This window comes from Pantoea sp. FN0302 (assembly GCF_050113775.1).
Lineage (GTDB): Bacteria > Pseudomonadota > Gammaproteobacteria > Enterobacterales > Enterobacteriaceae > Mixta > Mixta alhagi.
Genome location: NZ_JBNJSM010000001.1, coordinates 971,844 through 994,361, shown reverse-complemented (window position 1 = coordinate 994,361; position 22,518 = coordinate 971,844). Strand labels below are relative to the sequence as shown.

20 protein-coding genes are annotated in these 22,518 nt (G+C 52.3%); 6 read left to right on the top strand and 14 right to left on the bottom strand.

The window, feature by feature from the left end:
• Positions 1-97: 97 nt before the first annotated feature.
• The 3 genes from ACQE32_RS04600 to pdeR all read left to right on the top strand — a co-directional run bounded on the left by ACQE32_RS04600 (position 98) and on the right by pdeR (position 4,657).
• On the top strand, positions 98-2,164 hold the full coding sequence (locus ACQE32_RS04600; protein ID WP_426972455.1) for a carbon starvation CstA family protein: 2,067 nt from the start codon (positions 98-100) through the stop codon (positions 2,162-2,164).
• Positions 2,157-2,450 carry a YbdD/YjiX family protein gene (locus tag ACQE32_RS04595; protein ID WP_427021401.1) on the top strand — a complete coding sequence of 98 codons (294 nt, stop codon included), beginning with the start codon at positions 2,157-2,159 and terminating at the stop codon, positions 2,448-2,450. The genes ACQE32_RS04600 and ACQE32_RS04595 overlap by 8 nt, the downstream gene beginning before the upstream one ends.
• Before the next feature lie 221 nt (positions 2,451-2,671).
• Positions 2,672-4,657, top strand: a complete 1,986-nt coding sequence (gene pdeR, locus ACQE32_RS04590) for a cyclic di-GMP phosphodiesterase (RefSeq protein WP_427021400.1) — start codon at positions 2,672-2,674, stop codon at positions 4,655-4,657.
• Positions 4,658-4,663: 6 nt separating this feature from the next.
• Here pdeR and ACQE32_RS04585 read toward each other — a convergent pair whose 3' ends face one another.
• The 3 genes from ACQE32_RS04585 to araD form a co-directional block, all read right to left on the bottom strand.
• Positions 4,664-5,530: a crotonase/enoyl-CoA hydratase family protein gene (locus ACQE32_RS04585; RefSeq protein ID WP_426981750.1), complete on the bottom strand. Its 867-nt coding sequence runs from the start codon at positions 5,528-5,530 to the stop codon at positions 4,664-4,666.
• Between the two features lie 140 nt (positions 5,531-5,670).
• The gene (gene kdgT / locus ACQE32_RS04580) at positions 5,671-6,654 is read right to left on the bottom strand and encodes a 2-keto-3-deoxygluconate transporter (RefSeq protein ID WP_426972450.1); all 984 of its coding nucleotides are present in this window, start codon (positions 6,652-6,654) and stop codon (positions 5,671-5,673) included.
• Between the two features lie 168 nt (positions 6,655-6,822).
• A complete protein-coding gene (gene araD, locus ACQE32_RS04575) occupies positions 6,823-7,524 on the bottom strand; it encodes an L-ribulose-5-phosphate 4-epimerase (RefSeq protein ID WP_426972448.1) in 702 nt (233 codons plus the stop codon).
• A gap of 396 nt (positions 7,525-7,920) precedes the next feature.
• Here araD and osmB point away from each other — a divergent pair, with 396 nt between their 5' ends.
• The gene (gene osmB / locus ACQE32_RS04570) at positions 7,921-8,136 is read left to right on the top strand and encodes an osmotically-inducible lipoprotein OsmB (RefSeq protein ID WP_103058444.1); all 216 of its coding nucleotides are present in this window, start codon (positions 7,921-7,923) and stop codon (positions 8,134-8,136) included.
• A gap of 81 nt (positions 8,137-8,217) precedes the next feature.
• Here osmB and yciH read toward each other — a convergent pair whose 3' ends face one another.
• The 5 genes from yciH to pgpB form a co-directional block, all read right to left on the bottom strand.
• A complete protein-coding gene (gene yciH / locus ACQE32_RS04565) occupies positions 8,218-8,541 on the bottom strand; it encodes a stress response translation initiation inhibitor YciH (protein WP_427021399.1) in 324 nt (107 codons plus the stop codon).
• The gene (gene pyrF / locus ACQE32_RS04560) at positions 8,538-9,260 is read right to left on the bottom strand and encodes an orotidine-5'-phosphate decarboxylase (RefSeq protein ID WP_426972446.1); all 723 of its coding nucleotides are present in this window, start codon (positions 9,258-9,260) and stop codon (positions 8,538-8,540) included. Before pyrF ends, yciH begins: the two co-directional genes overlap by 4 nt.
• 234 nt (positions 9,261-9,494) lie before the next feature.
• Complete coding sequence (lapB, locus tag ACQE32_RS04555; RefSeq protein ID WP_426972444.1) at positions 9,495-10,664, bottom strand: lipopolysaccharide assembly protein LapB; 1,170 nt, start codon at positions 10,662-10,664, stop codon at positions 9,495-9,497.
• A gap of 6 nt (positions 10,665-10,670) precedes the next feature.
• Positions 10,671-10,976, bottom strand: a complete 306-nt coding sequence (locus ACQE32_RS04550; RefSeq protein WP_085071610.1) for a LapA family protein — start codon at positions 10,974-10,976, stop codon at positions 10,671-10,673.
• Between the two features lie 143 nt (positions 10,977-11,119).
• On the bottom strand, positions 11,120-11,890 hold the full coding sequence (gene pgpB, locus ACQE32_RS04545) for a phosphatidylglycerophosphatase B (protein WP_426972442.1): 771 nt from the start codon (positions 11,888-11,890) through the stop codon (positions 11,120-11,122).
• 232 nt (positions 11,891-12,122) lie between these two features.
• Between pgpB and ribA the strand changes: the two genes are divergently transcribed.
• A complete protein-coding gene (gene ribA, locus ACQE32_RS04540; protein WP_426972441.1) occupies positions 12,123-12,716 on the top strand; it encodes a GTP cyclohydrolase II in 594 nt (197 codons plus the stop codon).
• A gap of 58 nt (positions 12,717-12,774) precedes the next feature.
• On the opposite strand, the gene acnA is transcribed toward ribA, so the two are convergent.
• The 5 genes from acnA to topA form a co-directional block, all read right to left on the bottom strand.
• Positions 12,775-15,450, bottom strand: coding sequence for an aconitate hydratase AcnA (gene acnA, locus ACQE32_RS04535; RefSeq protein WP_427021398.1), 2,676 nt, complete (start codon positions 15,448-15,450; stop codon positions 12,775-12,777).
• Between the two features lie 518 nt (positions 15,451-15,968).
• On the bottom strand, positions 15,969-16,133 hold the full coding sequence (locus ACQE32_RS04530) for a hypothetical protein (protein ID WP_250650048.1): 165 nt from the start codon (positions 16,131-16,133) through the stop codon (positions 15,969-15,971).
• A 2-nt stretch (positions 16,134-16,135) separates the two neighbouring features.
• The gene (locus ACQE32_RS04525) at positions 16,136-16,291 is read right to left on the bottom strand and encodes a YmiA family putative membrane protein (protein WP_418304129.1); all 156 of its coding nucleotides are present in this window, start codon (positions 16,289-16,291) and stop codon (positions 16,136-16,138) included.
• Between the two features lie 503 nt (positions 16,292-16,794).
• Positions 16,795-17,769, bottom strand: coding sequence for an HTH-type transcriptional regulator CysB (gene cysB / locus ACQE32_RS04520; protein ID WP_085071605.1), 975 nt, complete (start codon positions 17,767-17,769; stop codon positions 16,795-16,797).
• Positions 17,770-18,046: 277 nt separating this feature from the next.
• The gene (topA, locus tag ACQE32_RS04515; RefSeq protein WP_426981753.1) at positions 18,047-20,635 is read right to left on the bottom strand and encodes a type I DNA topoisomerase; all 2,589 of its coding nucleotides are present in this window, start codon (positions 20,633-20,635) and stop codon (positions 18,047-18,049) included.
• Between the two features lie 404 nt (positions 20,636-21,039).
• Between topA and ACQE32_RS04510 the strand changes: the two genes are divergently transcribed.
• On the top strand, positions 21,040-21,291 hold the full coding sequence (locus ACQE32_RS04510; RefSeq protein WP_426972438.1) for a DUF2498 family protein: 252 nt from the start codon (positions 21,040-21,042) through the stop codon (positions 21,289-21,291).
• Between the two features lie 27 nt (positions 21,292-21,318).
• On the opposite strand, the gene sohB is transcribed toward ACQE32_RS04510, so the two are convergent.
• Positions 21,319-22,368 carry a protease SohB gene (gene sohB / locus ACQE32_RS04505; RefSeq protein ID WP_426972437.1) on the bottom strand — a complete coding sequence of 350 codons (1,050 nt, stop codon included), beginning with the start codon at positions 22,366-22,368 and terminating at the stop codon, positions 21,319-21,321.
• Positions 22,369-22,518 lie beyond the last annotated feature (150 nt).

Genomic DNA, 22,518 nt, shown 5'->3' with positions numbered 1-22,518 from the left:
CACTTCTCTTAAATTTTCCTTTCTCTAACAAAACTTTAAATTATTTTTACCTTGCTTACCCATTTTCCTTCCCTCTGGATTCAGCAAGGAGTTAGTCATGAGAAACGTCAAAACCGGTTTGATCTGGTTAGCCGTGGCGTTGATTGGCGCATTTGCCTTCGCCATGCTGGCGATTAACCGTGGCGAGCCGGTTAACGCCGTCTGGCTGGTGGTGGCAGCCGTCGCCTGCTACAGCATTGCCTATCGCTTTTACAGCCTGTTTATCGCCAGGAATATCTTTGAACTTAACGATAGCCGCATCACGCCCGCCGAACGCTACAACGACGGTCTCGACTATGTGCCCACCAATAAATGGGTGCTGTTCGGTCACCACTTTGCTGCTATCGCCGGCGCTGGCCCGTTGGTTGGCCCGATCCTGGCGGCGCAAATGGGTTTCCTGCCCGGCACCATCTGGATCCTGGTGGGCGTGATGCTGGCGGGCGCGGTGCAGGATTTCCTGGTGCTATTTATCTCTACGCGACGCGATGGTCGTTCGCTGGGTGAGATGGCACGTCAGGAACTGGGTGCGTTTGCCGGCGTGATTACCATGCTCGGCGCGCTGGGCGTGATGATTATTATCCTGTCGGCGCTGGCGCTGGTGGTGGTAAAAGCGCTGGCTGACAGCCCGTGGGGCCTGTTTACCATCGCCGCGACCATTCCTATCGCCCTGCTGATGGGGATCTGGATGCGCTTTCTGCGCCCTGGCAAAATCGCCGAAGTGTCGCTTATCGGTTTTGTACTGATGATGGCAGCGATTATTTACGGGGGCGATATTGCGCAACATCCTTACTGGGGCCCCTTCTTTACCCTGAAAGGCACCACGCTAACCTGGGTGCTGGTGGGCTATGGTTTTATCGCCTCGGTGCTGCCGGTGTGGCTGCTGCTGGCTCCGCGTGACTATCTCTCAACCTTCCTGAAAATTGGCGTTATTGTCGGCCTGGCCGTGGGAATTTTATTCGCCATGCCTGAAATGAAAATGCCGGCTATTTCGCGCTTTATTGACGGCAGCGGCCCGGTGTTCTCCGGCGCGTTGTTTCCTTTCCTGTTTATTACTATCGCCTGTGGCGCAATTTCCGGCTTCCATGCGCTGGTCTCCAGCGGTACTACGCCGAAGCTGGTCGAGCGTGAAAGTCATATCCGCTTTATCGGCTACGGCGCGATGCTGATGGAATCATTCGTGGCGATCATGGCGCTGATCTGCGCCTCGGTGATTGATCCGGGTGTCTATTTCGCGATGAACTCTCCGGCGGCGCTGATCGGTACCACGGTAGAGAGTGCCTCGCAGGTCATTAACGGTTGGGGGTTTGTGGTAACGCCAGAAATGCTGACCGCCATCGCCCGTGACGTAGGCGAGACTTCGGTGCTGTCGCGGGCTGGCGGCGCGCCAACCTTTGCTGTCGGCATGGCACATATTATTACCGACGTCTTTAACAGTCGCGCCATGATGGCGTTCTGGTATCACTTTGCCATTCTGTTCGAAGCGCTGTTTATCCTTACTGCGGTAGATGCCGGGACGCGCGCCTGTCGCTTTATGGTACAGGACCTGGCGGGTACGCTGATCCCGGGCTTAGCCAATAACCGCTCCTGGCTGGGCAATATGGCGGGCACCACGGTCGCGGTCGCGGGCTGGGGCTTTTTTGTGTATCAGGGTGTGGTGGATCCGTTAGGCGGTATCAACACCCTGTGGCCGCTGTTTGGCATCGGCAACCAGATGCTGGCCTCAATGGCGCTGATCCTCGGCACCGTGGTGCTGTTTAAAATGAAAAAGCAGCGCTATGCCTGGGTAACAATTTTGCCGACCATCTGGTTATTTATCACCTCAATGACGGCGGGCTGGCAGAAAATTTTTCATGAAAAACCTGCTATCGGCTTTCTTGCACAGGCGAAAAAATTCAGTACGGCTATTGATAACGGCACCGTTATCGCCCCGGCAAAAAGCGTTGCGGATATGCAAACCATTGTGCTCAGCAATCAGATCAACGCCGCCCTGTGCGCTTTCTTTATGCTGGTCGCGGTAACCATGCTGATTTCCGCCTTTTTCGTGATCCGCCGCGCGTTGAAAAGCGAGCGTCCTACCACGCATGAAACTGAGCCGATGCTGCGTAAGGAGGTTCGTCATGTCTGAGTTGCTTCGCGCTGCCCACGCGCGACGTCAAATGGCGAAAATTCAACGCTGCCGTCCGCTGGCTTCCTCAGATACACCGCCGCCTCAGGGTTGGCGGCTGTTCTGGCTGCGGCTGTCGCAAAGTTTTCGTCTGATGGTTGGCGTGCAGGATTATCAGAATTATTTGCGCCATATGCGACAGCGGCATCCTGCCGCCGTGCCGATGACGGAAAAAGAATTTCATCGGTATTGCCTGGAGGCGCGTTTCCCGGCAAAAGGTGGAAAAATGGGAAAATGTCCTTGTTAAACTGTCAGCAGCTATTACGGCTTCCCGTTGACTGATAGTATCAACATACAAAGCAAACGTTCAGGCGCCCGTACCCGGGCGCCTGTTTAACGATCATTCGCGGAAGATGTTAATTTTTACGGAAAAAAGTCGCTTTTGGCATGCATAATGCTTATGTATTCAGTCATAAAGTATTACTAAACTTATGATAGTCACGCGATCTGCTTAACAGGATGGTTTGTATGCTTGAAGATCAGGGTCAAACATTACTCTATACGTTGTTTGGCACCCGCAGCCCTTACTGGCAGCTTACCTCCGACAGTGATGCCCTAAAACTTTCCCGGGAAGAACTGGCGGAAACGAGCCTGGCTGTTCCGCTTACGGCGTCTCAGGCGCAGCTGCTGCGCGCCATGACGGTAGTGACAACCAGCGTAAACATGGTAGTAAATTTGCGTGGCGAAGAATTGCCGATGCATTTTGTCGGACGCAAAGTCAATCAGGGAGAATGGGCTGGCACCGCATCGGCATGGGGCGATACCTCCTCCGTGGCGCGTGATTTGACCCAGGGGCTTTCTTTTGCCGAGCAGGTAGTCTCAGAAGCCAACTCGGTAATTGTCATCCTTGATCAAAACGGCAATATTCAGCGCTTTAACCGCCTCAGTGAAGAATACACCGGCCTGAAAGAGCAGGAAGTCATTGGCCGTAATGTCTTTCAGTTGTTTATGACTCGCCAGGAGGCGGTGGCCTCTCGCCGCAATATTACTGGCTTTTTCCGCGACGGCAGCTCTTATGAAGTAGAGCGCTGGGTGAAAACACGTAAGGGCCAGCGCCTGTTTCTGTTTCGCAATAAATTTGTTCACAGCGGCAGCGGTAAAAACGAAATATTCCTGATCTGTTCCGGCACCGATATCACCGAAGAACGTCGGGCGCAGGAGCGTTTGCGTATCCTGGCGAACACCGATACCGTTACCGGCCTGCCTAATCGTAACGCCATCCATCAACGCATCAGCGAAGTGCTGGAAAAACGCGAACAGCAGCAGATTGGCGTGGTTTATCTGGACCTGGATAATTTTAAAAAGGTTAATGACGCCTACGGCCATATGTTTGGCGATCAGCTGCTACAGGCGGTAGCGCTGGCGGTGCTCACCTGCCTGGAGCCACAGCAAACGCTGGGGCGTCTCGGCGGCGATGAGTTTATTGTGCTGGCGGAAAACAGCTCCCAGACCGCGCTGGAAGCGATGGCGTTACGCATTCTTACGCGCCTGCGTCAGCCTTTCCGCATCGGCCTGATCGAAGTGTATACCAGCTGTTCGCTGGGCATCGCGCTTTCGCCGCAGCATGGTGAAGATCGCGAAAGCCTGATACGCAATGCCGATACGGCGATGTATCACGCCAAAGAGAGCGGACGCGGGCAGGCATGCGTTTTTTCCGCTGAGATGAATCAGCGCGTCTTTGAATATGTCTGGCTGGATACCAATCTGCGTAAGGCGCTGGAGCAGCAGCAGCTGATTGTTCACTATCAGCCCAAAATCAGCGCAGGTAATGCGGTAATGAGCGCCGAAGCGCTGGTGCGCTGGCTTTCACCAGAGCGCGGCCTGATCCCGCCCAATGAGTTTATTTCTTATGCCGAGGAGTCTGGCCTGATTGTGCCACTTGGCCGTTGGGTGATGCTGACGGTGCTACAGCAAATTGTGACCTGGCGTCGTCAGGGGATTTATCTGCGCGTAGCGGTCAACGTCTCCGCGCGTCAGCTGATCGACCAGAGCATTTACAACGACCTGAAACAGGCTCTGCAGCTTAACGGCATGAACTCCAGCCCGATCGATATTGAGCTGACGGAAAGCTGTCTGATTGAAAATGAACAGCAGACGCTGGCCCTGATGCATAAGTTCCGCGAGCTGGGCGCAGAGGTGCATCTGGACGATTTCGGCACCGGTTATTCATCACTGTCTCAGCTGGCGCGCGTGCCAATCGATGCCATTAAACTGGATCAAAGCTTCGTTCGTGATGTTCATAAACAGCCCATTGCCCAATCACTGGTGCGGGCGATCGTTGCCGTGGCTAAGGCGCTGAATCTGCGAGTAATCGCAGAAGGCATTGAAAATCAGCAGGAAGAAGAGTTTCTGTTGAATAACGAAGTGGAAGAACGTCAGGGCTACTATTATGCGAAGCCAATGCCCGCAGATAAACTGGAGCATTGGCTTGCTCAGCGTCCTGCCAAGCCCTGAATCCTGTTAGCTTACTTTACGCAGCTGCGAACTGAGGCGGTTTTGCAGCTGAACCAGGCGCTCCATATAAGCCAGATCTTTTTCCTCAATGGTAAAGGCATAATCCACCCAATCCTCTGTGATATCCATCAGCTCGCCGCGTGAGAGCTGAAGCACGCGCTGACGCGCTTTGAGCATCGCTTTGACGCCGTTGAGTTTGGGCCGCAGCGTATCGATAAAGGTACGCGTAGCTCGATAGCCCTCCCCCTGCTGAAACAGGCGATCAACCAGACCGCGCGTTTCAAACCACTCGGCAGTATGACTCTCGCCTTCACAAATCAGCTCCTCAGCCAGTTTCATACCGGCGCGGCGCGCCACCAGTGAATAGCCGCCCATGCCGGGAAACAGGTTAAAAGCAATTTCCGGGAAGCCCATACGCGCATTATTTTGCGCCAGCAAAAAGTGATGGGCTAACGCCGCCTCGAAACCGCCGCCCAGAGCGCTGCCTTCAACCATGGCGATAGTCACCGCACCGACATCGAATCCCTGCGCTGCGGCATGAATGCAATCCACACAGGCGCGCGCATAAGCACGCAGCGCCTCGCGTCTGTTATTTTTTATGCACTCCACAAAAAACTGCAGGTCGCCGCCAGCGTTAAACATCGCCGGAACCAGCGACCCTGTTACCCAAAAATCAATGGGTAAACCAGAGCGCTGAGCGGCATAACGGAGATTCATGATCTCTTCAATAAGCGCATGATTAAAGGAAGGCCGCGGTTCCGCACGTAGCATCATCCACATCGTGCGCCGCTCTTCTTCATACCAGGCATCCAGCTGAGTGGTCTGTCCAGATTCAGTAAACAGTCGGCAGGTAGGTTGGTTTAGTAATGACATAGTCTCATCCTCGGTATAGTTGATGCGTTAAACGCAACACCAGCCTAATGCAGAGTGAGACAACACTGAATGAGCGACTGATTTTTAAGATAAAATACAAAAAAACCCCGCCGTGGCGGGGTTGATTTTTAGCCAATAAATTACTTAACTGCTGCGCGCTGGCCTGCGGCTGCGCGATGCCGTTTTATCTGTTTTGAATAAATTGCAGTAATGATTGGCACTAACAGAGAGGTCACAATAACCGAGGTGGCGACCAGCGCCGTCGCTGCGGGCGCTACCGGTTTAAACTGCGGCACCATCTCAGCAATCAATACCGGCGTGGCTACTGCCGCGCCTGCCGAACTGGAGGCAGCCACCCCGGCCGTACCGTCTCCGCCGCCGATCAGACGATCGGCAATAATCAATGGGATACCGGTAACGATAATAACCGCGACGCCCAGCATGATGCCCAGCAGGCCGGTCTGCGCGATAACCGCCAGATTGATGGTGTTGCCCAGTGCAAAGGCAAAGAAAGGAATCAGCGTCTGTACCGCCTTGCCGAAAAATTCACGCAGCTCAGGATCCAGGTTCCCTAAGGTAAAACCAACCAGGAATGGCAGCACCGCACCGACAAAAACATGTGGCTCAAACGAGGCGATCCCGGCGGTGCCTAAAATCACCATCGTCATTAACGGGCCCGATTCCAGTGACATCAGTACGAAGGCGCCCGCCTCTTCTTTAGTACCATACTGCTGCATTAAAGAAGCGTAGAGACCGCCGTTGGTCATATCCATTGCTGCTACCAGTGCCAGCGTTGACAATCCGGCCAGCATTCCCACTTCAAATCCATTTTCTGGTATCAGGCGGGAGGCGATAGCCGCCACAACCCAGGCCACAGCAATTTTTGTTACCACCAGCGTGCCCGACTTACGCAGCACGGTGCCGGTAGCGCTTAATTTTATTGATGCGCCCATACAGAAGAACCAGACGGCCAGAATCGGCACGGTTCCGCTCATCAATCCATTAGTAAACGATCCAAAGTACTTACCTGAATCAGGCGCAAATGTATGGCAAAGCGCCCCTAAGAACAGGGGCACCAGCATCATCCCGCCCGGTATTTTATCGATAGCTCTTTTGATATGCATGTTGCGTTCCACCCTTGTTGAGCAAGATGTCAGAACCATCCTGCAACGCCCATCGGGGCAATGGATAGCAACATACCGTGATTATTCAGCGGAAAAAGTGATCCTCTCGATATTTTTGAAACTACGTTTCAATTTTATAGAAAGCTTATTTTGCATTTGCGTGAGGCATCAACCTTTTTGCCCGTAATAGGCATTGGCGCCATGCTTGCGCAGCCAGTGTTTATCCAGCAAAGCCTGCTGCATTGCCGGTAAGTCTGGGGTAAGTTGTTGACTGAACAATGCCATGTAGGCCACTTCCTCCAGCACCACCGCACTGTGAACCGCATCTTTGGCACTTTTGCCCCAGGCGAAAGGCCCGTGGGAATGTACCAGCGCAGCAGGAACGGCCAGTGGGGCGATATCCCGCTCACGCAGCGTTTCGATAATCACCTGTCCAGTTTCCCATTCGTAGCGGTGCGCAATTTCTTCATCGGTCATCATACGCGTACAGGGAATCGGGCCATAAAAGTCGTCGGCGTGCGTGGTGCCCCAGGCAGGGATATCGCGTCCAGCCTGCGCCCAGATGGTGGCGTGACGCGAGTGCGTATGCACGATGCCGCCAACATCTGGCCAGGCCAGGTAGAGTGCCCGATGTGTATCGGTATCGGATGAGGGACGCTTATCGCCTTCGACAACTTCTCCGGTTTTCAGCGCCACAACCACCATATCGTCGCGCTTCATGGCGTCGTAACTCACGCCGGAGGGTTTGATAACCAGCAAACCGCGCTCGCGATCGATAGCACTGACGTTGCCCCAGGTAAAGGTCACCAGATTGTGTTCAGGCAGCGCCAGATTGGCTTCAAGTACCTGCTCTTTGAGTTCTTCCAGCATAATCTTTCCATCCACCCTTTTGTAAATGCACTATTGTTATTGGGCTGGCGCGGTAAAGGTATGGAAGCGCTGGCTGATTAGATAGCGCGATCTGGCTGATAAGCTGGTTTTGTGTAGTGAATTAGGAGTTTTTAACCTGTTGTAACTTTTGGTAGTGCCTATAATTAATCAAGGCAATTGAACCCTGGGTGATTATTAGCGCCCTTATTTTTAATAAGTACAATTGCTGTTCCTGACGTAGACAGACGATCGGAAATCAACCAGATTCTGCCGCAACAACGGCAAAACAGGGATGTGTTCCGATCTAAAATAAACGGTCAGCGAACCTGAGACGCGGAGCAACCCGACTATACTTAAAAGGGTTCCTCTGTGAGCAACAATTAAGGAGAAGTAATTATGACTAACAATGCAAAACGCATTTCCGCTACCGTGCTGGCTGTTGTCGTTGCCCTGTCTTTAACCGGCTGCAGCAACTGGTCTAAACGCGACCGTAACACAGCAATCGGTGCTGGCGCTGGCGCTATTGGCGGCTCGGTTCTGACTAACGGCAGTGGCCTGGGTACTATCGGCGGCGCAGCTGTCGGCGGGATTATTGGTCACCAGATCGACTAAACTTTAATATAATTATAATTCAAGGCTACGCAGCGCATCTACCCATACGACAAGGCCGTTCATTGAACGGCCTTGTTTTTTTCATCCGCCAGCCAGTTTCACCTTGAATCCTTTCGCTTCCAGCAGGCTTTTTAATTCATCGCGTTTGTCGCCCTGAATCTCAATAAAGCCCTCTTTCGCTGCTCCGCCGCAGCCGCACTTTTTCTTTAGCTCAGCCGCCAGCTTATTAAGCCCGGCATCATCCAGATCCAGTCCGGTGATAATGCACACCCCTTTGCCTTTACGTCCGCTGGTTTGGCGCTGAATACGGACAATACCGTCGCCTTTAGGGCGTGGGGCTTTGATTTCCGGCTGAGTAATGCGGCCGCTGTCAGTGGAATAAATCAGCGGATTATCTTTACTCATGCTCCCTCCTGCAGTGAAGTCAGAATAGCCTGTAGCGTGGCTGCCGGATCGGCTGACTGAGTGATCGGGCGTCCAATAACCATATAGTCAACGCCCGCCTGCTGTGCCTGAAGCGGCGTCATAATACGACGTTGATCGCCCGCCTCGCTGCCGGCAGGACGTATGCCTGGCGTAACCAGTTTAAACGCCTGGCCGAACTGCTGCTTAAAGACAGCGGCCTCATGTGCCGAACAGACCACGCCATCCAGCCCGCACTGTTGCGTCAGACGCGCCAGGCGTGCGGCATATTCTGCCGGCGTTGCCGTGATGCCCAGATCCTGCAGATCGGCGGCTTCCATACTGGTCAGCACCGTTACCGCAATCAGCAGAGGCGCATCCTTACCAAAAGCGGTCAATGCTTCACGGGCGGCCTTCATCATACGCGCCCCGCCGCTGGCGTGTACGTTAACCATCCACACCCCCAGATCGGCAGCGGCGGCCACCGCATGCGCAACGGTATTGGGAATATCATGGAATTTCAGATCGAGGAAAACCTCAAAACCACGCTGATGCAAATCACGGACAAACTGAGGTCCGAAAAGCGTGAACATCTCTTTGCCCACTTTTAAACGGCAGCTGGCAGGATCGATACCATCCACGAAGGCCAGCGCACGGTTACGGTCAGCGTAATCAAGCGCGACCAGAACAGGCGAGTCATTACGGTTTTGAGGTTGAGACATGTCTATTCCTTCAACAATGGGGCACCGCACGGCGCAGGAGAAAACGGCAAGCATTCTACCTGCCACTGGCGGCGGAAAACAGCTTTAAGCTGCAGCAAACAGGGTCAGAATCGACCTGCCAGGCAAATTATCCACGCTGCAAAGGGAGTCTGCTGCTATTGAGTTTTAAGTATGTTGTAACTAATGACAGCACGATAACCCGCTGTAAAACAGGTTACCGCAATGGTGGTTTGATTATTGGCCATCCAGCCCGCGTATGGGTTTAACCGTTGACCAGGCACGACAAGAAGGACAATGCCAGTAGAGCGCGTGCGCCGTAAAGCCACATTTTTGACAGCGATAGCGTGGCTTGGTGCGGATCTGCTCGCCTACCATATCACGCAGCACCATCAGGCTCTCTTTGGCTCGGCCATCTTCCGCCTCATGCAGATGGAAATCCATCAGGCGATGGAAAACGCGCATGGTAGGATGCCGCTGTAGCTGTCGGTTGATATAAACCTGCGCCACATCCGCGCCCTCTTCGCGCTCCAGAATATCTGCCAGATGAAGTTCGGCCAGCGCGCCGGTGTTTTCTTCCACGCAGCGGCGCAGATAATCAGCCCAGACGTGCGGCTGCCCCAACTGTTGATAACAACTCTCCAGCATATCAAGCGTTTCGCTGACCAGCTCTTTATCCTGCTCAATCACGCGTTGCAGATGACCCGCGGCTCGGGCGTAATCACCCTTCGCCATAAAAATACGTCCCATCATGATGGAAACGCGCGCGCTCTGACGGTCGGCCGCCTCTCCTTTTTTCAGCAGGCTAAGCGCCCGGTCAAGGTCGTCGCTGCCCATCGCCAGCAAAGCCAGCTCGCAGTAGAAGTGCGCAATTTCTATCTGATGATGACTTTTACCGAGCTTAACCAGCCTTTCAGCAACGTCTATCGCTTTTTGCCATTCGCTGGTGGCCTGATAGATAACCAGCAGCTGCTGGAGCGCGCTGAGACGAAAATCGGTTTCGTCAGTGAGCTGTTCGAACATCTCTTCAGCCCGGTCATACAGCCCTGCCGCCATATAGTCGCGGCCCAGCTGCTGTACCGCCAGCAGACGTTGTTCGTAGCTCAGGGAGGCACTCTCCATCAGGGATTGATGGATGCGTATCGCACGATCCACTTCACCGCGCGAGCGGAAAAGATTGCCCAGCGTCAGGTGCGCTTCCACCGTGCCGCTGTCCTCTTTCAGCATATCGAGGAAAAGATCGACCGCTTTATCCTGCTGGTTTGACAGCAGAAAGTTTACGCCGGTCACATAATCGCGTGACAGACGATTCGCCTCTTGCTGCTTATCCTGCTGCGCACTTCTGCGCCCCATGTACCAGCCATAGGCAGCGGCCACGGGCAGTAACAGAAACAGCAGTTCCAACATCGGGAGTTATTCCTTGACGACAGGCGGATGTGACGGAGTCACGTTGTCGGTCTGAACGGTTTGCTGCTGCAGACGCTTGAGTTTACGCTGTGCATTAGCCAGTGACACGCGCACTCGCAGCCAGAAAAGACCACAGATTGCCCAGCCCAGTACAAACCCTGCGCCGAACAGCGAGGCCAGTAAAGTAGAGATACGGTACTCGCCCTGCGCAATCAAAAAGTTAAATGAGACAACCTGGTCATTATGCGCGCCAAGCGTCACAGAGATGATGAATATCACCAGAACCAGTAAAAAGATCAGTAAATATTTCACATTTCGTCCTGTAATTCGGTGTAAGCCAAAGGATTATGCCAAAAATGTCATAAGGATGCTTGCTGAGATAGTGGCTTTACTCGTTATCTCAGCAAAAATCTGTTTTCTCACTTAGGTTATGGGGCCGAAAAGGCGCATTGCAATCATGATTCTTTATCCTGTTCGCGCTGGGCAATCTCCTGATGCTCATCGGGCGGAATGGTCAACGGGCCACACAGGCGCTGCGCCAGCCAGCAAGCCAGCGTCACCAGCAGCCAGCTAATCCAGGTAGCGACCAGCAGATCGCGCGGCCAGTGCATTCCCAACAGCACCCGACTTCCCATAACGGCAACTGCCCAAATCATCAGGATTGTCACGGTTTTTCGGTGGCGGCGCGGCCAAAGTAGCCCCACGCCCAGCAGTGCCCAGCTGGCAGCAAACATGGTATGCCCCGACGGAAAGGCAAAGCCTGTTTCAAATGCCCAGTGACGCTTCAGCCACTGTGGAATATGGTTATCATTCGCCACTAAACGCGTCACTATCTGGCCGCGCGCCTGCCGATCCAGCTGATAAAACTCATCGCCGGGAATGCCATGCGTTTTTTCCAGCCATACCACATAGGGACGTGGCTCCTGCACCCGCGCCTTGATAAAAGATTTGGTATATTGCCCGGCGAGAATCGCGGCGATCATAATCACCAGCAGAAACAGCGCGGGTTTTAAACGAAAGCGCAGACACCATAAAAACCAGGCGCACAGGATTGCGCTGGTGAGGATCCCCCATGGCCGCGTCACGGTTTCCGTCATCCAGAACAGCAAACGTAAACCCAATCCGCTGGCGCCTGGCTGCCACTGCCAGTGGGAAAGCCACATCAACAGCGGCATTATCGACAGTAACAGAGCGCCAAAGGCGGTGCGTTTTGCTATTTCCAGCATGCTGCTTCCTTGTCATTAATAAGTATTCAAGCGAATAGCTTTTAATAATAGCTTACAAATGAACAACATAACCATGAATACTTAGATAATCGTGCGTTATCACATTAATCGTCGTGACGTATTACCCGTACGCAGACGGGTTATGGCAAAATAGACGCCATGTTTTCGGTCAGCCTGACCAACAGGCGCTACCTTGATGATAGCGCAACCTAATATGGTTCTGGAGAGTTACATGCAGCTTAAACGGGTGGCAGAAGCTAAACTGCCCACGCCCTGGGGCGATTTCCTCATGGTGGGATTCGAAGAATTGGCTACTGGCCACGACCACGTCGCGCTGGTATTTGGTGATGTTAATAACAATGAAGCCGTACTGGCGCGTGTGCATTCTGAATGCCTGACCGGCGATGCGCTGTTCAGCCTGCGCTGCGACTGTGGTTTCCAGCTGGAAGCTGCCCTGAACGCCATTGCTGAAGAAGGCCGTGGCGTTCTGCTTTATCATCGTCAGGAAGGCCGTAATATTGGCCTGTTGAATAAGATCCGCGCTTATGCGCTGCAGGATAAAGGCTACGATACCGTTGAAGCGAATCACCAGCTGGGATTTGCCGCCGATGAGCGTGATTTTACCCTGTGTGCCGATATGTTTAAGCTACTGGGCGTTGATGAAGTGCGGTTATTAACCAACAATCCACGCAAAGTGGAGATTCTGAGCGAAGCCGGGATCAATATCGTTGAGCGGGTACCGCTGATTGTGGGGCGTAACCCCAAGAATGCGCACTATCTGGACACTAAAGCAGAGAAAATGGGCCATCTGCTGCCCAAATCCTGATAAGTCTGCCGGGCATTCCGTCGCATCATGCGTGTGTAGATGAATGCCCGGCGTCTGGTTAATTCAGCATATTACGAATCACATAATGCAATATGCCGTCGTTCTGGTAATAGGTTAGTTCATTGCCGGTATCGATACGGCAGCGCGTGCCCAGCTCTTCCCGGCTGCCGTCCGGGCGCGTAATAGTCACTTTCACCGTACCGCCGGGCTGCAAGTCACGCAGATTTTCAATATCAATCAGCTCCTCGCCACTCAGGTTTAACGTTTTTCGTGTTACGCCCTGCGGAAACTCCAGCGGTAAAATGCCCATACCGATCAGGTTGGAACGGTGAATACGTTCAAAGGATTCACAGATAACCACCCGAACGCCAAGCAGACGCGGCCCTTTCGCTGCCCAGTCGCGGCTGGAGCCAGAGCCATACTCTTTACCTGCAATCACCGCCAGCGGTACGCCCTGCTGCTGATAAACCATCGCAGCGTCATAAATCGACATCTGCTCGCCATTTGGCACTACACGCGTGATGCCGCCTTCCACTCCCGGCACCATTTCGTTGCGAATACGAATATTGGCGAATGTACCGCGCATCATAACCTCATGGTTACCACGCCTTGAGCCATACGAGTTAAAGTCACCGCGCTCCACGCCTCGCTCAAGCAAATAGCGACCCGCGGGGCTTTCCGCCTTGATGCTGCCTGCCGGAGAGATATGGTCGGTTGTCACCGAGTCGCCCAGCATTGCCAGAATGCGCGCGCCTTTGATGTCCTGCACCGGCTTGGGCGTTTTTTCCATATCATCAAAGAAAGGCGACAGGCGGATGTAGGTTGAGCCTTCATCCCAGTCGTAAGTGGCTGCCTCACTGACTTTGATCTGCTGCCATTCCGGCGTGCCATCAAAAACTTCTGAATACTCTTTCAGGAACATATCGCTGGAAACCTGCTGTACCGCCGCGGTGATTTCATCAGGCGTTGGCCAGATATCACGCAAATATACCGGCTTGCCGGTTTTATCCTCTCCCAGCGGCTCGCTCTGCAGGTTGATATTCATATTACCCGCCAGCGCGTAGGCAACAACCAGCGGCGGTGAAGCCAGCCAGTTGGTTTTGATCAGCGGATGAATACGGCCTTCAAAGTTACGATTGCCCGAAAGCACGGCACCGACCGTCAGATCGCCCTCTTTGATTGCGCTTTCAATATTTTCCGGCAGCGGTCCCGAGTTACCAATACAGGTAGCGCAGCCGTAGCCCACCAGATTAAAGCCGAGCTTATCGAGATAAGGGGTCAAACGCGCGGTAGCCAGATAATCGGATACCACTTTGGAACCGGGCGCCAAAGAAGCTTTCACCCAGGGCTTACGCTGCAAACCAAGCGAGACCGCTTTTTTCGCCAGCAGGCCGGCGGCCATCAGCACGCTTGGGTTGGAGGTATTGGTACAGGAGGTAATGGCAGCGATAGCCACTGCGCCGTCGGTTAATTCATGTTCCTGCTCACCGTCACGGTAAGTGACCCCATGGTGGGCTTTTTGCGCACGATTCACTTCCAGCTCGTTACTTTGCTGGAAAGCCTGCGGCACGTCGCCCAGGGAAACGCGATCCTGCGGACGCTTTGGACCAGCAAGGCTGGCTTCCACTTCATTCATGTCCAGGGCCAGGGTGCTGGTAAAAATCGGCTCTTCACCCGGCTCGCGCCATAATCCCTGCGCCTTAGCATAGGCTTCTACCAAAGCAGCCTGTTCGCTGCTGCGGCCGGTAAGTTTCATATAGCCGATGGTGACATGATCGATAGGGAAAAAACCACAGGTAGCGCCATACTCGGGTGCCATATTAGCGATGGTGGCGCGATCCGCCAGCGGCAAATCATCCAGCCCGTCGCCATAAAACTCTACAAACTTGCCGACAACACCCTGTTTACGCAGCATTTGCGTTACGGTCAGCACCAGGTCAGTGGCGGTAATGCCTGCACGTAATTTTCCCGTCAGCTTAAATCCCACTACGTCCGGGATTAGCATCGATACCGGTTGACCCAACATCGCCGCTTCCGCCTCAATACCGCCAACGCCCCACCCTAATACGCCAAGGCCGTTGATCATGGTGGTATGGGAATCGGTGCCGACTAAGGTATCGGGATAAGCGACACGCTTGCCATCCTGCTCTTCATGCCACACAGCCTGGCCTAAATATTCCAGATTAACCTGATGGCAAATGCCGGTGCCGGGCGGCACGACGCGGAATTTATCGAAAGCCTTTTGCCCCCAGCGCAGAAAAACGTAGCGCTCGTGGTTGCGCTCCATTTCCAGCCGGACATTTTCTTCAAAGGCATTATCATCCCCGAAGCGGTCAACGGTCACGGAGTGGTCGATAACCAGATCAACTGGTGAAAGCGGATTTACTTTCGCTACATCGCCACCCAGACGCTTAACCGCTTCGCGCATGGCCGCCAAATCAACCACAGCGGGGACGCCGGTAAAATCCTGCATCAGTACACGTGCAGGGCGATAAGCGATTTCACGATCGGCATGGGCGCTTTTTTGCCAGTCGGCAAGCGCCTGAATATCATCAGCGGTAACAGAACTCTCATCCTGCCAGCGTAGCAGGTTTTCCAGTAACACTTTCAGTGACTTGGGTAAACGGGAGAGATCGCCCAGCTGCTGAGCGGCACGTGGAAGACTATAAAAATGGTAGCGTTGCCCATCTACATCCAGCGTGTCCTGACTTTTATCGCGCAGGGATAACGACATAGCTCCTCCTTTTTATAATGCGCTTAATAACCCGATGCTTAACAAGGTCTGTGTTAAACATAGTACAAACTGTGGTTAACGTTTTTATAACAACACGAATCGACACATTCACAGGAAAAAACAGGAAACAGCAAGGCGGAAAATGGAAACGTACGAGGGAAAAAGAAAAGCAAAACGCCCCGCAGTAAACAGACGGGGCGTTTGGACGGAGAACCAGAGAGAGAAATAACTTATTGCATTAAAAGCCAGGCAGCGGCCATCCAGACTAATAAGGAATAGGCGGAAGCGCTAAACAACGGAAAAAAAGTAATATTCATTAGGCACCCTCTCAGGTCGATTTCCGACCAATAAGTCACTGAACCTTGAATCTATTAAAAAACATTAATAGATTCTACCGAATGCTGTAATTGGTTAATTTTATCGGGCGAAGTACAGTGCCCCGATCGGTTTGCCGATCAACAGAAAGGTCGAAATGAATAATTATTTTATTATTTTAGATAAATACGAATAGTTATAGTTTATTTATTGTTGTTATCTAGCATCAATTCAATAAAACTGCGCTGCGCGTCATTAAGATTCCATGATTCCGGAATCGTCGCTTTATCCTGTACTTTGGGTTTACAGCTGGCCGTTTTTAATTTGCGAACCGGCTGCGTTTTAAGCGGCAATGCTTGTTCCCACATAATTAACTCCAGATTTGCCAAACCATTAAGGCAACAACAGTCCAGAACAGGCCACACGCTGCAAATACTGCCAACCAGGCTTTGCGACGGATGCTGCTGCCACTTTTTGCCACCTTAGTGGCATTACCCTGTACGCCAGGTTGTATTGAAATTCTCATAGCCATAGTTTTTGATAATCACTCTCATTAAAACGATTGGTAACTTCAATCAGCTTTTAGGAGAAATCCTAAACATTTTAAGACCAAAAATCCAGCTATTTTTGTTGAGTTAAACGATAAGTACAATTTATCGTTCGCTAAAGATCGTATTAGTGATGCTTAACTTCATTCCCCTTTTTTAATCTTCCTTTAACTCAAATTACAGTAAGAAAATAACTTATAGATCCAGTTAATACTTGAGAAAAATTTTCTGAATCCCTTACTGGCTGCTGTTACGGGTTCGATTTAACTTGAGTATGAGAATTGTCCTGGCAGTGCGCAAAATTCCCCGCATGAAAATGTGTACTGTTTCTCATTTAATTAATAACAATTGAAAAACATGTGATGAATGTTTCATTTACAGAAAAATGATCCTAAAGATTCCAAAATTTGTGCAATTAGCTGGTATTAAAGACAAAAGGCCGCAGCAGCGGCCTTAATTCCACTCAATAAATAAGGTTATTCTATTTAAAAGGCAGACGGATATCTTTAAACATGGCTTCAATATCTTCATTTGAGCGTAGCGCCACCGCTGTATCAACCACGTCTCGCGTTAAATGCGGCGCAAAACGTTGAATGAAATCATACATATAGCTACGCAGGAAGGTACTGCGACGAAACCCGATTTTGGTGGTGCTGTTTGTGAAAATATCTGCGGCTTCAATACGAACCAGATCGGGATCGGCTACCGGGTCAACCGCCATACTGGCGATAACACCCACGCCCAGCCCAAGCCGCACATAGGTTTTAATCACATCTGCATCGGTAGCCGTAAAGACAATACGCGGCGTCAGGCCGGCACGATTGAACGCTGTATCCAGTTCTGAGCGACCGGTAAAGCCAAAGGTGTAGGTTACCAGCGGATATTCCGCCAGTTCCTCAATAGTGACATCGCTTTTTCCTGCCAGCGGATGATCGGGCGTGACCACAATGGCGCGATTCCAGTGGTAGCAAGGCAGCATGATAAGGTCGTCGTAGAGATGCAGTGCTTCAGTGGCAATAGCGAAATCCGCGTTCCCTTTGGATACCGCTTCGGCAATCTGAGTTGGCGACCCCTGATGCATATGCAGCGAAACGCGCGGGTAACGCTCAATAAAGCCTTTGATTACGCCAGGAAGCGCATAACGCGCCTGGGTGTGCGTGGTGGCGACATACAGCGAGCCTTTATCGGGCCAGGTGTGTTCACCGGCCACTGATTTGATGGCATCGACCTTAGAGAGCACTTCACGCGCAATGCGGATAATCTCTTCGCCTGCAGGCGTCACCTGGGTCAGATGTTTACCGCTGCGCGCAAATATCTGAATGCCCAGCTCATCCTCCAGCATACGCACCTGCTTACTGATACCAGGCTGCGAGGTATAAAGCCCTTCCGCAGTCGATGAGACATTCAGATTATGATTAACTACTTCCACGATGTAACGCAGCTGTTGCAATTTCATAGTTGTTTATCCCGGATAAAGTACGCACTAAACCCGCGCGCGACCCGGGAAAACTCTCAGGAAAAGGCGCCTGGCGGGCGAGTTATAGCGACAGGAAATATCAGAATTACTGCTATAACAACTATAACATTTTTGTGTTTGATGTATAGCTTTTAGCTATAAGCAAAATAAAAAGAAAAGGCCAGTCGAAGACTGGCCTTGAGGCGGTAGCACAAATTTAACTGTAGTTTCGCGTTTCTTTTCTATTAGCGCTGAGTAACAGTAGAAAAAATGCGGCTTATTTTTCTGTTACGCGCCATGCGCCGTCAACGTAAAAAGCTGACCAGCCGGTGGCTTTGCCCTCTTTTTCGGAGCTGACATATTGCTGTTTGGTTTTACGGCTAAAGCGTACCAGCGTTTTGTTGCCTTTATCATCCGTGGCGGGCGCATCGGCAAGATAACGCAGCTTTTCCGGTAACCGATCGCGGAAGCGTTGCAGTTCTTCCACCAGCGGCGCACGGGTTTCACGCGATTTCGGGAAAGTATTGGCTGCCAGGAACACGCCTGCCGCACCGTCACGCAGCACAAAATAGGCGTCCGATTTCTCACAGGGCAGTTCCGGTAGCGGCACCGGATCTTCTTTCGGCGGCGCAACTTCGCCATTACGCAGAATTTTACGGGTGTTCTTACACTCGTCATTGGTGCAGGCCATGTATTTGCCAAAGCGCCCCATTTTCAGGTGCATTTCGGAACCACACTTTTCGCACTCAACAATCGGCCCGTCATAGCCCTTGATACGGAACTCGCCCTGTTCAATCTCATAACCATCACAGCTGGGGTTATTACCACACACGTGCAGCTTGCGATGATTATCAATCAGGTAGCTATCCATCGCGGTGCCGCACTTCTGACAGCGACGACGCGCACGCAGCGCGTTGGTTTCCGCATCATCCCCTTCCAGAATATTCAGAACTTCATTTTCCGGAATCAGATTGATGGTTTGCTTACAGCGCTCTTTCGGCGGTAAGGCATAGCCGGAACAGCCAAGGAAGACGCCGGTGCTGGCGGTACGAATGCCCATTTCACGACCACAGGTCGGACAGTCGATGGACGTCAACACCATCGGGTTGGGCTGCATGCCGCCCTCTTCCGGATCTTTTTCCGCCTGGTCCAGCTGTTTGCTGAAATCGGCGAAGAAATTATCCAGTACCGCTTTCCATTCAGCCTGATCGTTGGCGACCTGATCAAGGTTATCTTCCATATGCGCGGTAAAATCATAGCTCATCAGATCGCGGAAGTTCTCTTCCAGCCGATCGGTAACAATTTCACCCATTTTTTCCGCATAGAAACGGCGGCTTTCCACGCGTACGTAGCCACGATCCTGAATGGTCGAAATAATCGATGCATAGGTAGAAGGACGACCGATACCGCGTTTTTCCAGCTCCCGCACCAGCGAGGCTTCGCTGAAGCGCGCCGGCGGCTTGGTAAAGTGCTGGCTTGGATTCAGCTGCTGCAGGCTCAGCTCATCGCCAATCTCAATGGCTGGCAGAATACGATCTTCATCGCCTTTACGCAGCGCAGGCATCACTTTTGTCCAGCCGTCAAAGCGCAGGATGCGCCCTTTGGCTTTCAATTTGAAATCGCCAGCCGCTACCGTCAGCGTGGTGGAATCATACTGCGCCGGCATCATCTGGCAGGCAACAAACTGACGCCAGATAAGCTGATAAAGCTTCTGGGCATCCGCTTCCATATCCTTCAGCTGTTCGGCCTGGATGGTCACGTCAGAGGGGCGTATCGCTTCGTGCGCTTCCTGAGAGTTCTCTTTGCTGGCGTAGGCGTTAGCTGTTTTCGGCAGATACTTATCGCCGAAATTTGATTCGATATAGCCGCGAGCCATCGCGACGGCATCCTGGCTCAGGTTAGTAGAGTCGGTACGCATATAGGTAATATGGCCCGCTTCGTACAAACGCTGCGCCAGCGCCATGGTTCTTTTAACGCCAAAGCCCAGGCGGGTACTGGCCGCCTGCTGCAGCGTAGAGGTAATAAAAGGCGCGCCCGGCTTGCTGCTGGTTGGCCGGTCCTCACGATCTTCTACGCGAAAACGCGCTTTTTCCAGCAGGCTAACCGCCGCCTGCGTCTGTTCTTTATTAACCGGTCGGAATGGTTTCTCACTCTGGTGAGTCACCTGCATCGGCAAGTCGCTGCCCTTCGGCGTGGTGAGATCAGCGCTTAACTCCCAATACTCTTCCGGTACGAATGCTTTGATTTCACGCTCGCGCTCTACCACCAGCCGTACGGCAACGGACTGAACGCGTCCGGCGGATAACCCACGGGCGATCTTTTTCCACAGCAGCGGGGAAACCATGTAACCCACCACGCGATCCATAAAGCGGCGGGCCTGTTGAGCATTCACGCGCTCAATATTGAGCTCGCCTGGCTTATCAAAAGCCTGACGAATTGCATTTTTGGTGATTTCGTTAAACACCACGCGGCTGAAGCGTTTGTCGTCGCCGCCGATCACTTCCCGCAGGTGCCAGGCGATGGCTTCCCCTTCGCGGTCAAGGTCGGTTGCGAGATAGATATGATCGGCTTCCTGCGCCAGCGCTTTCAGCTCAGCAACAACTTTTTCTTTACCGGGCAAAATTTGATAGTCAGCTTTCCAGCCGTGCCACGGATCGACGCCCATACGGTTAACCAGCGCCGTCTTTTCGTCTTTCTTCGCTTTTTTGGCAGGCCGAGCGTCAGCGCTCTTTTTCACCGTCGAGCCACTTGTCGGCAAATCACGTATATGACCCACGCTGGACTTAACCACGTAGTCTTTACCGAGATATTTATTAATCGTTTTGGCCTTTGCCGGGGACTCGACTATTACGAGAGCTTTACCCATATTTACCTTTACCTGATGAATACGTCCGAATGTAATGATGGCGTTTTCCAGCGTTGCCAGTCAGCGTGTCAACCTATATGAGCGAATCAAAAAGAATTCAACCTGGCCTGATTTGAAGCAAGCAACCTAATATACGACAGCTTATGGTACTGATTAGCAGACGATTTTAGCCGGAACCCGACGCTCATTGCTACTTGCGTAAAGTCATTTTTACGCCCGGACACTGAAACGCCCACACTGTACCTGATAAAATCGGATACGCAACTTAATTAGCATCTCGCCTGGTTTTACGCCACTTTTGGCGATTTTTCCCGCCGCCAGAATATCCATACTCTATTTGCGGTTAGCGACGTCAGGCCAGTAATATAGAAGAGAATTATAATCTGTCAAAATGGGGTTAAATAATGAACGCAAAAACGGTCGCGCTATCTCGCGGAGAAATACTCGAAAAAGCCAATGCGCTAATCCGTGAACATGACGATTATTTTGCCGGTATCGAAGCCAGCGAAGTGGAACAAAATGGTCAGCTACTGATTTTTCGCGGCGACTATTTTTTGGATGAAAACGGGCTGCCTACCGCTAAAAGCACGGCGGTATTTAACATTTTTAAAGCGCTGACGGTGGGGCTTTCAGAGAAATATCATCTGGCCGATTAACGCCCGGACCAGCCGGGCGTGAGGGAGTTACAGCAGCGGCTTGTCGCCACGCTGCCACAGTTTCAGCAACTGACGAGCGGCACTGTCGGCGGCGCTTTGCGTAAAGCGATCCATCAGCTTTTTACGGCGCATGTAACGCACGCTGACCACGCTGAAATGCTCCATGCGTTCGATAATTAGATCGTCGCTGGTTCCCAGCCCATCAATCAGCTGTTTTTCCAGCGCCTGGCTGCCATACCAATGTTCACCGGTCGCCACCCGATCGATATCTAATACCGGGCGCATTTGCTGAACAAACTGTTTAAACAGCAGATGCGTTTCATTGAGATCTTCGCGAAACTTATTACGACCCTGCTCGGTATTTTCGCCAAATAAGGTCAGCGTACGCTTATATTCTCCGGCGGTGTGCAGTTCCACATCAATATTGTTGCGCTTCAGCAAACGATTGAAGTTTGGCACCTGTGCCACCACGCCAATCGATCCAATAATGGCAAAAGGCGCGGCGATAATGCGATCGGCCACGCAGGCCATCATATAGCCGCCGCTGGCAGCGACTTTATCCACCGCGACCGTTAAGCGAATATTTTTTTCCCGCAGACGCTGCAGCTGCGAAGCCGCCAGCCCGTAGCCGTGCACCACACCACCCGGACTTTCCAGCCGCAGCAGCACTTCATCCTGCTCACGCGCCACCGCCAGTACTGCAGAAATTTCTTCCCGCAAAGAGGTGACCTCACCGGCATCCATGCTGCCTTTGAAATCCAGAACATACAGCACAGGTTTATGTTCTGCGCCGGGCAGGCCCTGCTTCGCCTGCTGCTTAGCCGTTTTCGCTTCCTGCTTCTGCTTTTTCTTTTCCGCTTTCTGACGCAGCTTTTGCTCCTGCGGCGGCAGTAACGCCAGCAGCATCGCTTTTTTCATTTCACGGTAGCGCTCGTTAAGCTGGGTGACCTGCAGCTGCCCGCTTTGCCCGCGCTTACGTTGCGTAGCGTTAACCAGTATCAGGGCTATCGCTGCCACAGCAACCACAACGGTAACGATTTTTGCTAAAAATAGTGCATAGGAGAACAGTAAATCCATTCGATCCGCCTTTGTTGATGTCCTTTTGAAACCAGAGCGTAGTGTAGCCGAGTCGGTCTGCTTCGTCGCCTGTAAAGCGGCTCGCCGCGGGGAAATGGGCGCAGCGACATTGAACTGGCGATATTTTTCAGGCATAACTCCTGCTTAGAT

Bases quoted from the DNA above. Each gene is read 5' to 3' on its own strand.
- ACQE32_RS04600 (WP_426972455.1), top strand. From the start codon at position 98: ATGAGAAACGTCAAAACCGGTTTGATCTGGTTAGCCGTGGCGTTGATT.
- ACQE32_RS04595 (WP_427021401.1), top strand. From the start codon at position 2,157: ATGTCTGAGTTGCTTCGCGCTGCCCACGCGCGACGTCAAATGGCGAAA.
- pdeR (WP_427021400.1), top strand. From the start codon at position 2,672: ATGCTTGAAGATCAGGGTCAAACATTACTCTATACGTTGTTTGGCACC.
- ACQE32_RS04585 (WP_426981750.1), bottom strand. From the start codon at position 5,530: ATGTCATTACTAAACCAACCTACCTGCCGACTGTTTACTGAATCTGGA.
- kdgT (WP_426972450.1), bottom strand. From the start codon at position 6,654: ATGCATATCAAAAGAGCTATCGATAAAATACCGGGCGGGATGATGCTG.
- araD (WP_426972448.1), bottom strand. From the start codon at position 7,524: ATGCTGGAAGAACTCAAAGAGCAGGTACTTGAAGCCAATCTGGCGCTG.
- osmB (WP_103058444.1), top strand. From the start codon at position 7,921: ATGACTAACAATGCAAAACGCATTTCCGCTACCGTGCTGGCTGTTGTC.
- yciH (WP_427021399.1), bottom strand. From the start codon at position 8,541: ATGAGTAAAGATAATCCGCTGATTTATTCCACTGACAGCGGCCGCATT.
- pyrF (WP_426972446.1), bottom strand. From the start codon at position 9,260: ATGTCTCAACCTCAAAACCGTAATGACTCGCCTGTTCTGGTCGCGCTT.
- lapB (WP_426972444.1), bottom strand. From the start codon at position 10,664: ATGTTGGAACTGCTGTTTCTGTTACTGCCCGTGGCCGCTGCCTATGGC.
- pgpB (WP_426972442.1), bottom strand. From the start codon at position 11,890: ATGCTGGAAATAGCAAAACGCACCGCCTTTGGCGCTCTGTTACTGTCG.
- ribA (WP_426972441.1), top strand. From the start codon at position 12,123: ATGCAGCTTAAACGGGTGGCAGAAGCTAAACTGCCCACGCCCTGGGGC.
- acnA (WP_427021398.1), bottom strand. From the start codon at position 15,450: ATGTCGTTATCCCTGCGCGATAAAAGTCAGGACACGCTGGATGTAGAT.
- ACQE32_RS04530 (WP_250650048.1), bottom strand. From the start codon at position 16,133: ATGTGGGAACAAGCATTGCCGCTTAAAACGCAGCCGGTTCGCAAATTA.
- ACQE32_RS04525 (WP_418304129.1), bottom strand. From the start codon at position 16,291: ATGAGAATTTCAATACAACCTGGCGTACAGGGTAATGCCACTAAGGTG.
- cysB (WP_085071605.1), bottom strand. From the start codon at position 17,769: ATGAAATTGCAACAGCTGCGTTACATCGTGGAAGTAGTTAATCATAAT.
- topA (WP_426981753.1), bottom strand. From the start codon at position 20,635: ATGGGTAAAGCTCTCGTAATAGTCGAGTCCCCGGCAAAGGCCAAAACG.
- ACQE32_RS04510 (WP_426972438.1), top strand. From the start codon at position 21,040: ATGAACGCAAAAACGGTCGCGCTATCTCGCGGAGAAATACTCGAAAAA.
- sohB (WP_426972437.1), bottom strand. From the start codon at position 22,368: ATGGATTTACTGTTCTCCTATGCACTATTTTTAGCAAAAATCGTTACC.